General features: G+C 49.1%; 14 protein-coding genes and 1 tRNA gene. 3 read left to right on the plus strand and 12 right to left on the minus strand.

What is annotated here, in order from left to right:
- Positions 1–117 precede the first annotated feature (117 nt).
- From ACZ5PT_RS18550 to ACZ5PT_RS18560, 3 genes are all read left to right on the plus strand, one after another.
- Complete coding sequence (locus ACZ5PT_RS18550; RefSeq protein WP_464264502.1) at positions 118–741, plus strand: hypothetical protein; 624 nt, start codon at positions 118–120, stop codon at positions 739–741.
- Between the two features lie 152 nt (positions 742–893).
- Positions 894–1,121, plus strand: coding sequence for a helix-turn-helix transcriptional regulator (locus ACZ5PT_RS18555; protein ID WP_464264503.1), 228 nt, complete (start codon positions 894–896; stop codon positions 1,119–1,121).
- Between the two features lie 73 nt (positions 1,122–1,194).
- Entirely contained in the window at positions 1,195–3,429 is a 2,235-nt protein-coding gene (locus tag ACZ5PT_RS18560; protein ID WP_464264504.1) for a DUF3987 domain-containing protein, read from the plus strand.
- Positions 3,430–3,965: 536 nt separating this feature from the next.
- On the opposite strand, the gene ACZ5PT_RS18565 is transcribed toward ACZ5PT_RS18560, so the two are convergent.
- The 12 genes from ACZ5PT_RS18565 to ACZ5PT_RS18620 form a co-directional block, all read right to left on the minus strand.
- A complete protein-coding gene (locus tag ACZ5PT_RS18565; RefSeq protein WP_464264505.1) occupies positions 3,966–4,568 on the minus strand; it encodes a hypothetical protein in 603 nt (200 codons plus the stop codon).
- Between the two features lie 9 nt (positions 4,569–4,577).
- Positions 4,578–4,889 carry a hypothetical protein gene (locus ACZ5PT_RS18570; RefSeq protein WP_464264506.1) on the minus strand — a complete coding sequence of 104 codons (312 nt, stop codon included), beginning with the start codon at positions 4,887–4,889 and terminating at the stop codon, positions 4,578–4,580.
- Positions 4,882–5,631 carry a TIGR04255 family protein gene (locus ACZ5PT_RS18575; protein WP_464264507.1) on the minus strand — a complete coding sequence of 250 codons (750 nt, stop codon included), beginning with the start codon at positions 5,629–5,631 and terminating at the stop codon, positions 4,882–4,884. The genes ACZ5PT_RS18570 and ACZ5PT_RS18575 overlap by 8 nt, the downstream gene beginning before the upstream one ends.
- A gap of 194 nt (positions 5,632–5,825) precedes the next feature.
- Positions 5,826–5,901 (minus strand) — tRNA-Ala (locus ACZ5PT_RS18580).
- Between the two features lie 32 nt (positions 5,902–5,933).
- The gene (locus tag ACZ5PT_RS18585) at positions 5,934–6,155 is read right to left on the minus strand and encodes a hypothetical protein (protein ID WP_464264508.1); all 222 of its coding nucleotides are present in this window, start codon (positions 6,153–6,155) and stop codon (positions 5,934–5,936) included.
- Between the two features lie 17 nt (positions 6,156–6,172).
- Positions 6,173–6,394, minus strand: a complete 222-nt coding sequence (locus tag ACZ5PT_RS18590; RefSeq protein WP_464264509.1) for a tautomerase family protein — start codon at positions 6,392–6,394, stop codon at positions 6,173–6,175.
- A 22-nt stretch (positions 6,395–6,416) separates the two neighbouring features.
- Positions 6,417–8,381, minus strand: a complete 1,965-nt coding sequence (locus ACZ5PT_RS18595; protein ID WP_464264510.1) for a transglutaminase TgpA family protein — start codon at positions 8,379–8,381, stop codon at positions 6,417–6,419.
- A complete protein-coding gene (locus tag ACZ5PT_RS18600) occupies positions 8,368–9,186 on the minus strand; it encodes a DUF58 domain-containing protein (RefSeq protein WP_464264511.1) in 819 nt (272 codons plus the stop codon). Before ACZ5PT_RS18600 ends, ACZ5PT_RS18595 begins: the two co-directional genes overlap by 14 nt.
- A 41-nt stretch (positions 9,187–9,227) precedes the next feature.
- Positions 9,228–10,169, minus strand: coding sequence for an AAA family ATPase (locus ACZ5PT_RS18605; RefSeq protein WP_464264512.1), 942 nt, complete (start codon positions 10,167–10,169; stop codon positions 9,228–9,230).
- A gap of 129 nt (positions 10,170–10,298) precedes the next feature.
- Positions 10,299–10,499, minus strand: a complete 201-nt coding sequence (locus ACZ5PT_RS18610) for a cold-shock protein (protein ID WP_464264513.1) — start codon at positions 10,497–10,499, stop codon at positions 10,299–10,301.
- 330 nt (positions 10,500–10,829) lie between these two features.
- The gene (locus ACZ5PT_RS18615; RefSeq protein ID WP_464264514.1) at positions 10,830–11,588 is read right to left on the minus strand and encodes a septal ring lytic transglycosylase RlpA family protein; all 759 of its coding nucleotides are present in this window, start codon (positions 11,586–11,588) and stop codon (positions 10,830–10,832) included.
- Between the two features lie 10 nt (positions 11,589–11,598).
- Positions 11,599–12,558: an acetyl-CoA carboxylase carboxyltransferase subunit alpha gene (locus ACZ5PT_RS18620; protein WP_464264515.1), complete on the minus strand. Its 960-nt coding sequence runs from the start codon at positions 12,556–12,558 to the stop codon at positions 11,599–11,601.
- Between the last annotated feature and the right edge of the window lie 20 nt (positions 12,559–12,578).

A 12,578-nucleotide genomic window follows, 5' to 3' on the forward strand; every position in this document is an offset into this window, starting at 1 on the left:
AGCAAAAAGCTAAAGAGGCTGCGGGGCCTTGTGGCAAATGAATAATTTCTGGCGAGCCTTACTGCCAAGGCGCGTAAGGGCCATTAAACCATCGATTGTTTTTTAGGAGGCAAGAATATGTCTGAATGGAATCCTTCTTTTTGGATATCTGAATGGAAATTCAGCGAAGACAACCGAAAAAGAATTGCCAATTACCTGCCCGACGAGGCGATTTCTGACGTTGAAAGGGCCGTTGCTTATTATCTGGCCGAAAGTAAGAACGACAAATCCAGACCTCGCCAGAAGGAAGCGAAAGAACGCATTTCGAAGATTGCTTATCATACTTCATGCCTTTCAGAATGTTTGGATGAGCTTGACAATAGTGAAATCTCTCATATGAACTATGCCCTTAAGGTTCAATATACAGAGGACACACCTGCCTCCTTTTTGAACATTGAAGGCTATCAAGAACCTATCAACTACCTGCACAAAGCCTCCGAAAACTTCAAAGTCCCTAAGGGCAGAAAAAAAGACTACTCCACAAAATATCTCTGTTATGAACTGGCAGAGATATGGAATGCTGCCCACGGGAAGTGGCCTAAAAGAAGCTATGACGCTCACGGGGATAAAGAGACCGGTCCGCTCGTCCAATTGATTGAAATCATATTTTCGGAAATCGCCCCGGAAAAGCCATTACCCACGGGTATCTTGAAGGATTTGGACTTATGGATAAAAAAGAATCGGGCACCAAAAGGTGAATAAATAGCTTTTTTATCTGCAAAATTAACACCTTATACTTTTTTCTACTCCTACCCTTTTTTTATCTTTTTAATCCATTATACGAACAACTCACCCTTTCATACACTCCATAACAACGGGCACACCAACCAACCCCTTGACCTATGGAGATAGCAATGAGCGAACAATTTCCCCACCCCAAAACTCTGACGGAAAAAGAAGCGGCCAGATATATCAGTATGTCGATACCGTTTTTGCGCCAGTCACGTACTGACGGCAACCGTCAAAACCGTACCCCCGCACCTTCCTACATAAAGATTGGCAGGTCAGTCCGCTATCTGATTTCCGACCTTGATAACTGGTTATTGGCAAACCGTATTGAGCTGACGGAAAGCGACAATTAGATAGTGCAGATAGAGACGACAAGGGCAGCACTTCAGGGCTCGACCTTGACACAATCTACGGAGGTCTTTTTGTATGTCAGGCATCGTATCAAACAATCCGGAAACGCTCAAAGCTGCTTTGGATTATCTCAAACGGGGGTTTTCCGTCATCCCCTTGAAGGCGCGCGACAAGAAACCCGCGATACTTTGGCAAGAGTTCCAAACTCGACAGGCGACAGAGGATGAAGTCGACAAATGGTTCAGAGATAGTAGCTTCAATATAGGTATAGTGACCGGCGAAATATCCGGTCTGGTTGTGGTCGATTTCGACACCGAAGAAGCTATCGCACGAGCAAAGAAGCAAGACTTTCCACCTGCACCATTGGTTAAAACCGGCAAGGGGTACCATGCTTATTGTCGCTATGAGGACGGCATTCGGAATTTCCAGAAACGTTCCGACCTGCCTGGTATCGACCTGAGGGGGGAAGGTGGTTACGTCGTGGCACCGCCCTCTATCCATCCAAGCGGACACCAATATCGCTGGCCCAACGGGCGTGGCCTCGACGACGTGGAACTCCCTGAAATCCCCGAATGGATACTGGCCCGAAATCCTGAAGAGCGTCCTTCTCTTGAAGAACTTCTTCTCGGTGTTGAGCAAGGGGGCCGCAATCAGGCGTTGGCGCAAGTGGCCGGGAGTGTTATTGGCAAGGGACATTGCCTGGATGATGCCATTGAATTCTGCTTGAAGTGGAACCGCAAGTGCGAACCACCACTCCCCGAGGCAGAAGTAAAACAGACAGTCAAGAGCATCTTCGACCGACATCATCTGCGCGCAGGCACTACTGAAAGCACTCCGATATGGGAAGCTCCCATCCCATTGGGGAACAGCCAGTTGCCACCTCTTCCCAGAGGGCTTTTCCCCGACTGGCTGGAAAACATGATTGTCGCCGTTGCCGCATTCACCGAAACTCCGCGGGAGCTGGCCGTAACCTTTGGTCTGGCGGTACTCGCGACCTGCTGTCAAAAGCGTTTTGTGGTCGAACCTAAGTCGGGGTACCGCGAACCGTTAAACGTCTGGCTTATCGCTGCGCTTGGACCAGGCAATCGAAAAACTGGCGTCATGGGGGCCATGATAGCCCCGCTGCGAGAATGGGAAGCGGAACGAGCTGAGGAATCCCGACAAGAGATTGCCCGTATGGAATCAGAACGCAAGACGCAGGAAGCTCGGATACAGAACCTTCGGGGTCGGGCAGCAAAAGCCAAGGAGGACGACTTTGACCGGCTCAAAAGGGAAATTGCCGAACTCGAAGCACAACTTCCCGAGCCCCCAAAGATGCTGCGGCTATGGAGTCAGGACATCACCCCGGAAAGGACGGGCTCGGTCATGTCCGAACAAGGAGAGAAGCTGACCCTTCTCAGCGACGAAGGCGGTCTTTTCGACACATTGGGCGGCCGATATTCCGGTGGAATCCCTAACCTCGACACCTACCTGCAAGCCCATTCCGGAAGCCCATCGTTGGTCGACCGCGGAAGTCGCCCCCCGGTCCTGATGCAAACACCCGCCTTGACCATTGGTCTCAGTCCTCAACCGGAGGTGCTGCGAAGCCTCGCGGATAAGCCCGGGTTTCGAGGTCGTGGGTTGTTGGCGCGCTTCGGTTACTTTCTCCCCGTATCAACCTTGGGGCACCGGACTCTAGATGGCCCCCCGGTCCCGGCGAAGGTGGCGACTGCATATCGACAAGGAGTCAGAGCCCTCATGGAGGTAGAGCCCCCAAAGGAAGAGGGCAATGTTCGCCCCTTTGTCCTGAGCCTTAGCAGGGCAGCTTACGATGAGTGGTGGGATTTTTCCAACATGGTCGAGGGCGACCTTTGCGATGGGAGGCGCTTCGAGAATATCACCGATTGGGCAGCGAAACTTTCCGGACTGACCATCCGCTTCGCGGGTCTGATGCACTGTGCTAAATACGCGACCGGGCACCCGTGGGGAAAGCCGATTGAGAGTGACACCATTACTCAGGCTATCTCTCTAGGGGGAATTCTTGCGGACCATGCCCTTGAAGCCTTTGACCTGATGGGGTCCGACCCTGCTCTGAATGGCGCTCGTAAAGCTTGGCAATGGATAGAGAGGAATAGGCGGGAGCGTTTTAGCGGCAAAGAGATGTTCGACAGCCTCAAGGGGACCTATCCACGGATGGCGAATTTGCGCCCCGCACTGGAAGTTTTAAAAGAGCGGGGCTATATCGTCCGCACCGAAGAAGAGCGCACCGGCCCGGGAAGGCCGGGAGAAACCTATATTGTCAATCCGAAGGCAACGACAGTCTGGCAATGAACTGGCTGAAGCTGATGGGGGCCGATTCGCCACCCAAAGAGCGCGGAGCAATATTCGCAATATCCGCAGAATTCACCCCGAAGGTAATTTAGAGGATATTGCGAATATTGCGGATGGGGTTTCATCTCCCGAACCGCTGACATGCCAAAGCTTTCTTCGGACCGACACGTCAAGCCACAGCGAGAAAACGGAGCGGGTCCTTCTGGACGGTCTTAGTTACGGGTCAGGATAGGCTCGGGGAGTATTTAGTGAAACAAATTTCTAGACCATTTCGTTTCATTTTGCACATATCCTTGCCCCGTACAGTCATCCGTTATGGCCAAGGTCGAAGATGGTAACTATTTTGATAATCTATAGGTGTTGCTTGAGGAATCAGGCAGGCTTTTTTTTGGGGGGGGGGCATGGACATGGTGAATCATAAGAAAACGGATAGTTGTTCGAGACCTGAACTGCTCCGCGAGCAAAATGTTGCTGGCCACCGGGAAGCTCTGGTCAAAACGACCTAACCTTGTTTTTAAAATACGAATGGGCAGGATTCAGGCATATAGATACCGATTAACAGATTCATTAAACCTACAAAAATGAATCGACAGCTTAAAGATAAAGAAATAGAAGGCTGACTGGCTCAAGGATAAAATATTTTCTTTCCCTGTTGAATTCAGGAAATAATCCATTGGTACAGAGTGGAGGTCGGCAAGGTTAGCAACATATTCATCTTCAATCTTACTGTTACTAGGAATATAGAAGTAATTTGAAACTATTTGCTTCTTTATTGAACTAACAAAACCATCAATTTTTTCTTCAGGTATCTTTTCACTTCTCAAAAGATTAACAAGGCTAGAAACCTTAATCACTGGAGCAAAAGTTACCTTTACTGGAAGTTTTCTTTCATTATCGAAAGAAATATCACATGTATTTGAAAGAATAATTCCTTTTATATCCCGCCTATCACCAGAGGAAAAATCTATAACTGTCAAACCTTTCCATATATCTCCCTGAAGGACATCTGGCGCTTTTTTCTCCAGAGCATAATTGCCCAAATCTGGAAAATTTTTAATTTCCTCTATTAGGGTTTCTTTATTTGCCCGAGGCAGATAGTGCGGAATTAAGTCAGTTAAGGTTTCCGATGAAATATCCATAAGCCAACACTACTCCTCATACAATGACCATAGGTTTTTACTAATAACAGCCTCGATCTCACTATCTGGAGCTATGGATTTTGTTAAAAGATTTTCGTATGCCTTAGCCAAATTAAAATCTACAGGGTTTTGAATATTAACAAAGTTTCCGGTTATTGGGTTGCTGTACTGGCCAAACGTGCTGGAAACAAATTGTTCTTGGATTTTACTTTTAACCTCAACCTCAATGCCTACAGGGGCAACCTGAGCAGCCAATACGACAGCAATTAACGTAACCGTCCCTACAGTATTTGAAAAGTGATTAGCCGTATATTTATTCATATTCAGGCTCCAAAGATTCAAGTGTTTCCTCAGTCAGACAATCAAAAAAATGATTAATGTTCTCATCATGCATTAAATCAATATTTGAACCATGGGATTTCAAATAAGTATCCATATCAACAGGGTCAAGCTCCATTATTGTGTCAATATCAACAACTATCCCTGATTTTTTCAATCCATCTTTCACCTCTAGAGCTGCTGAAGTTAATATTTTAAACACATGTATCAATTTTTCGTTTTTTGTTTCTACTCTAAGCTGGAGGTTGTCTCTTACAATCTTGTTTTTACCTATGGAAAGATCAAAGTTTACAGCAGATATTTGCTCATCTATAGAACTTCTCTCAATCATATCAACATACTTAACAGAACACCTGTGAACACGCTCAACAATGTCAGCATGTCTTAATATATCAAGGACTTGATTTATGGCACCCTTAAATGAAGACCACCCCGGATAAGGCAATTCACAGCCAATAGCAATGCTTCTATCACTAATAAGAATAATAAAAGTTTCCCACTTGACCCTAATAACTGGAGAAAATTGAAGATTTGGGTCTGAAGCTCTTATTTGCTCTGGAATTTCAGCAGTCGAGAGTTTTTCAATTTCCTTACGTCCCGCCAACCGCTCATAGAGCACTCCAGGGAGGATATTTGAGGCAGGAGCCTTTGCGCTAAAGCGCACCTCAAAAATGGCGTCAATAATCGGCTCTTTTTTTAATCTTTTGGGTCTCTTACTGAGCATGCTTACTTCCTCGCCCGTTAATTGTGAAATTCAATAAGAGCATAGCAAAAATCCACATCAGTGTACATGTCTCATCTACCTTCCCACGCCCCAGCAGCACAGAGATGAGTGAGCATTCAAGGCAAAATGCACTTTTAATGCACTTTCCAAAAGGCAATGGCCTAGACCGTAAAAGCCTAAGCCATTGTTTTTATTGGTGGAGCTGATGAGGATCGAACTCACGACCTTCGCATTGCGAACGCGACGCTCTCCCAACTGAGCTACAGCCCCAAATTTATCGTTTATTCTATGCTAAATCTTAGTTACGGGACATACTCAATTTTCGAGCTCTGTTCTGAGCCACAATCCTTGCAGTTGAATATCCTCGTATCATGCCACCAGGGCTCAGCGCCCCAGTAAGTTTCATTGCCGATACAGTTGACATGTTCGACATCATTGAAGTTTTTTTCTTTATCACAGCCCTTACAGTACAGCCAAATCTTGCCATCGGCACAGGCCTGCAAAAACTCTCCCGGGTTTGACATCTATCCAGAACCTTTCTCTATTTGGGCGAAATATTGGCGGTCTTGCCTTCGGCACGCAACCGCTTCACCGAACGCCCGGCAATCCCCCAATTGCTTGTTTCAACCTCTTCGATCATCACCTGGGTCGAAGCCGGATTTTTATCGAGAACTTTCACCAACAGATCAGTAATTCCCTCTACTAACTGGGCTTTCTGCTCATTCGTTGCACCCTTGGTAATACTCACTTGAACATAAGGCATGATCAATCCTCCCGCAATCGAATCAGTGAAGTGTAGCTGTAGTGGTATTATCCTCAAGCGACAGAGGCATTGCAACCACAATAGCGAATCGCCGCTTGCTTAACTGAGAAATAATCTGCTTCAAACGAAGAAGCTCCGTTGCAGACAACGATTGATCCCGATAAATGGCAGCGCCGTAAATTTCAGCAAATTCGCGACAGAGCGGTTCCGCAGACAGTCGGGCCAGTTCGAAAAGCCCCAGCATGGCAGGAAGGGAATCGAGACCCGTGCATTTCGCTACCTGCTGACGATAAGCCTTCAACAATCGCTCAGAACGTCCACTGCGGTGTTTTTTTAAAGACAACAAAACAAACGGCAGCAAAAACGGCAGCAACCAAAACAACCTCCAGAGGATACGACTGTCGAAATCCTTAAGCCCTCGAACCTGTTCGGCAGCTTGACGGAACAAGCCAAACTGCTGGCGCAAATCGTAGTTTAGAACCAAGCTGCTCCAGTTGTGCAGCAAGGCATCAGTTAATGCTTGCAGGGTCGCCAAACCATGTAGGCCTGTTGTCGAAAAGGCTTGATCGGCATTAATTGCCAGACGACTGGGATCGATCCGCTGCCAGACTGCGGAATCGTCCAACGCTTCAACCCAGACATGTGCAGAATCCTCGCCCACCAGATAATAACCGCCAAACTGATTGAACTCTCCTCCCAGATAGCCGCCTACCAACCGCGTCGGCACACCAGCAAGGCGCAACAACACGGCAAAGGACGAAGCGAAGTATTCACAGTAGCCGCGCCGACTGTCGAACAAAAAGGTATCAATCGGATTGTCCGTGGCCGGCAACTGAGTAATCGAATAGCTGAGTTGCTGCTGCAAAAAAAACTTTTCGAGTAGATCGACCTTTCCCTGATAGTTTTTCCCCGCGGAGATTTGCACACCGATGGCTCGCAACTGTTGCGAGAGGTTATCAGGTAATTGCAGATAGCTATCGACACTGCCGATTTGCTGGCTGTGGGCGGAATATTGCGCCCGAACCTGATAACGGATTCTGCGATCTTCTCTCCAGCGCCCCGTCACGACCCCGTCAGGAGCCAAATCATGCCTGACCTGCGCCACCTGACGCGGATGATCAAGGGTCACCAGATAACGCTCAGCTTTCGGCTCCGAATAGATGGTCAGTAAAATTTCCGACTCGGAATCACTGATAAGCTTTTCTTTTGCGTGCCCTGCCGAGCGTGTCCAGGTTTGGCCATTTAGCTGGTTTAAGACAATGCCGCGCCAATAAAGGCTATTAACCGGCAACCGCTTCGCTTCGGCACGAAATGCGGTTTGCGCACTCTGCGCCAACTCCGCAACGGAACCGGGATGGACCTGATCGCTCATACCGATACTGGCAGCCGGATGCGGATTGAGAAAATCCCACATCGGCATCTGTGTACGTGGCAGGATGACAAATAAAACCAACATCAACAGCAATGAACCAACCGGTAGCCAGGCGATGACCTTCAGCAGCAATAACCACTGCTGCCGAGTAAATCTGATCCTCGGGTCGGTCGCGTAAAAGCTGAGCAAAACCAGCCCACTGGTCACCAACAAGACAATCAGAACCAAATAAACAAGATAGGCCATATCGAGGGTCAACATCGATGAGGCCGCCAGCACCATGGTCGAAAGGAGAAACAACTGCAACAGATGCCGGGGCGATTTGTCGCTCGCCAAGCGGACCGCCAACAATAAACAAAGCAACTGGATCAGCGGTTCAACAAGGTTGTTCAGTGAAACCTGGAAGGAAAACAAACCAAAGAACGCGATCGAAAGCAGGGTTGCCAACCCCTTGCTGAGCAGATAACGCCCCCGTCGATCGCCGGCAATCCCCAGCAGCAGTGCGCCCAGCAGGGTCAGGAGGACCCAGCTATCAAGAAACGTCAACACCGGCAGGACACCGACAACGGCTGAAAAATAAGCCATTATTTGCAGAACACGCTCAACGCCGACCATACAGTGCCAATTCCGTTAAAAGCTTATAGCGGTGTGCCGTCCCGTGGCCTGGAGCAAATAACTGCTTGCCGAGACGCAGACCGACAGAACGCTGCTGCCGCCCGTACTGATCTACCAGAAAAGCACAATGGCTCAACCGCTCTTCGAGTGGACCTCTGAACTCATCGAGATCAAGCAATAAAGAGGGGGCTCCAAGCCGATGCTGGCGCTTCACCTTGTACTCGTCATGCCGGGCGGACAATTTCCAGTGAATCGATTTAATTGGATCCGAATCGCGATAACTGTCGATGTTGCGCAATTCTCCATCGATTCCTGGCTGCGGCAGATCCTCGCGCCGCGCATGGCATCCATCCCCTGCCCCCGCAGGCAAACGGACAACTAGAGGCTGCGGAAAGACCAGCAGCTGTTGCTCCTGTTCTTGTATCCGGGAACGAACAAAAAAATTGATCGGAAAACAGGAGACGATATGAACTGGTGGCAACGCAAAATAACCGCGTTCCGACAGAGTCAGAGTGAGATTTTGTCGCTGACTGCGACCGGCAGCAAGCAGAGGAAACAGGGTCGCGCCCTCTGCCAGTTCGACGCGAATTAAAAAAGCCGGCAACCAGCGGCGGCGATTGTGCAACTCAACCGCCACAGGTGTTGGATTGCCAGCAAAGAGATCTGCAACGGGAAAGATAGAGACCTCAAGACGGAGCAGATTCTGCTGACCAAGCAGTCCGGAAACGGCCATAAATCCGAGCAATGCCGAGACCAGCAAATAGAGCAGATTATTGCCGGTATTAACTGCAGCAAAGCCGAGCAACAGGGTGAGAACAATATAAAGTATCCCGGCTCGGGTCAGCTTTAAGCCATAGGAACGGGGATTTCTGCGAGTAGCGATCTGAACACCTCTTCTTTACGCATGGTTTGATGTTCCGGGCGCAATATTAAACGATGCGCGACCACCGGAATGGCAATCCGCTGCACATCATCCGGGACCACGTAATCACGTCCTTCAAGATAAGCTTCAGCTCGCGCGGCAGCGGCTAAGCTCAGTCCACCGCGGGTAGAAATACCGGAGTATATTTGCGGATGTGAGCGGCTGCGTTCGATCAAGGCGTAGATATAATCGGTCACTTTTTCACCGAGCTTAATTTTTTCCCGGATATAACGACTGGTCTCAATAATCTTGTCCCGCTCCAGAAGCGGCTTGATCGTCTCCAATTCCTCCCGCACGCTGCCGCGTTGAATGATCTTCTTCTCCAGTTCCGGGGGCGGATAACCGATACCGGTGGTAATCAGAAATCGATCCAACTGCGACTCGGGAAGAGGGAAAGTACCGACCTGCTCGGCCGGGTTCTGGGTCGCGATAACCAGAAAAGGATCCGGCAATGCATAGGTCGTCCCCTCGATCGTTACCCGGCGCTCCTCCATCGCCTCAAGCAGGGCACTTTGGGTTTTCGGCATGGCGCGATTAATTTCATCAACCAGAACCAGGTTGTTAAATATCGGTCCCTTAACGAAATGAAACTGGTTTTTTTGCCGATCAAAGATAGATAGACCGGTGATATCAGAAGGGAGCAGGTCGCTGGTACACTGAATTCGGCCGAAATCAAGGTCGAGAATACCAGACAGTGCCAGAGCAAGGCTGGTTTTCCCCAAACCGGGAATATCCTCCAGCAACAGATGGCCGCCCGCCAGCATGCTGACTACCGCCAAGCGGATCGCCCTGACCTTCCCTTGTAAGTAATCGGTGGAAAGGGTCTCGATGACATCGAGAATTTGTTTGCGCTGATAGAGTTCCATAACATCCCCTCTTAAGGCAATTATTGAACAGTATAGTTGAGTGTGGTGCGATTAGCCTACCTCTTGAACGAAAAAAGGCCCTGCGGGAAATCCCGCAGGGCCTATATCGCTACAAACTGTCAAGCGATCTTAGATCTTAGTGATGTTGCTTGCCTGAGGACCTTTTTGGCCTTCAGTAACATCAAAGCTCACACGCTCGCCTTCGGCAAGAGATTTGAAGCCGTCACCGCTGATTGCTGAGAAGTGAGCGAATACATCAGGACCATTGTCCTGCTCGATGAAGCCAAAACCCTTGGAATCGTTAAACCACTTGACTGTACCTTCTGCCATTTTCTTTTCTCCTTACTTGGTCCCCTGCGGGAGTTGTCGTGATGCAGATTGTTCTGCAATCCTTTTAAAAAACCGCGCAGTCCATAAGGTCTGTGCGGTCTCACTTTCGACTTAACAGTACAATATCTACACATACTTGATCTCAGACAAATAAACGCTAGCATGGTCTTTTCTCAAAATCAAGTCATTATAGAAAAAAACGAGATCTTACCGAGAACAATATTACATTTATAACTACATATACTTACAGCTGCAAAATGAGAGTTATGACACTTTTTTAGCAGAAAACACCTCATTTTACCGATGATCCATCCCAAGAACCTGTAATAATCAATCAAAAGCGACGACAAAACTTCCGGGATAACCACCGGCGGAGAACTTCGTCGCGGCCTGTTCCGCTCGCTCCAAAGAACGATAATCACCGACCCGGACCCGATACATCTGCTGTCCATTGACTTCGGCTATCTGAACGTCAGACGTGCCGTAACGACTCCGCAGTTGGGTTGCCAATCGATAGGCATTAACGGAAACCGAAAAAGCGCCGACCTGAACCGAGAAGCTGCCAACATCGTAGCTGGTTGGTGAACGGTAACTGACTTGACCACGGTCCGTCTGCCGGTAACCAAGCGCCTGGACTTGAACCTGACCGGTTCCGGCATCAACAATACCCAACTTATTGGCAGCGGTATAAGACAGGTCAATAATCCGCCCCGCGACAAAGGGGCCACGATCATTGACCCGCACGACCACCGAACGACCATTTTGCTGATGGGTAACACGGACAAAAACGCCAAGCGGCAAGGTTTTGTGCGCAGCGGTCATGGCGTACATATCATAAACTTCGCCATTACTGGTTTTTCGGCCGTGAAATTTTTTCCCGTACCAACTGGCAATACCCCGCTGCGTAAATCCCTGATGATCGCGCAGCGGTTGGTAACGCTGGCCATCAACCTCATACGGTTTTTGCCAGCCCTTCAGTTCACGGGTTTCCGGGGTATCAATCACCCGTGTCGTATGCCCACCGCCGCAGCCGCCCAACAACAAAAGCAGCAGCACACATAGGCTAACCTGCCAACGGGATATCGACATCAAAAACTGCTTACTTCGCTTCTTCAAACTCTGACATAGCCCGAAAACGCTGATAGCGTTGCTCGATCAATTCATCACCTGACAGCTCTTCCAATTCGGCCAGATGCTTGAGAAGATAACCTTTTAAGGTTGCCGCTGCCTGCTGATGATCCTGATGGGCCCCACCGAGCGGTTCGGGAATAACATCGTCAATGACAGTCCCGAGGCTATTAACATCCTGCGCAGTTAACTTGAGAGCTTCGGCAGCCTGTGGCCCCTTGCTCCCGTCATTCCAAAGAATCGCGGCGCAACCCTCCGGGGAGATAACCGCATAAACCGAATATTCGAGCATCATCACCCGGTTGCCAACGGCAATCGCCAACGCGCCCCCTGAGCCACCTTCGCCGGTCACGGTCACAATAACCGGTACTTTCAGCATCGCCATATCGCGCAAATTGCGGGCAATCGCTTCAGCCTGGCCCCGTTCTTCGGCACCAATTCCGGGGAAAGCGCCGGGGGTGTCGACAAAAGTAAAAATCGGCAGACCAAACTGATCAGCCATCTGCATGACCCGCAATGCCTTACGATAGCCCTCAGGATTCGGCATACCAAAGTTGCGGTGCACCTTCTCCTTGGTGTTTCGCCCCTTTTGATGACCGATAACACAGCAGGGCTTGCCATCAATCTTGGCAAAACCGCAGACCAACGCCGGATCATCACGAAAGTTACGATCACCGTGAACTTCGAAGAAATCGGTAAAGACATGCTCAAGATAATCGAAGGTGTGCGGACGGTTTGGATGACGTGCCAATTGGGTGCGCTGCCAGCGACTCAGGTTGGTGTAGATCTCTGTCTTTAACTTGTCGGCCTTCTTTTCCAATTTAGCTATATCGCTTGAAAAATCGACACTATCCGTCGAATACTCACGCAGTTCGCCGATTTTTGTTTCTAGTTCAGCGATCGGTTTTTCAAAATCGAGATAATGATTCATTATTAACTCCCTGTCCTAAC

It is taken from the genome of Desulfuromusa ferrireducens (assembly GCF_055389805.1).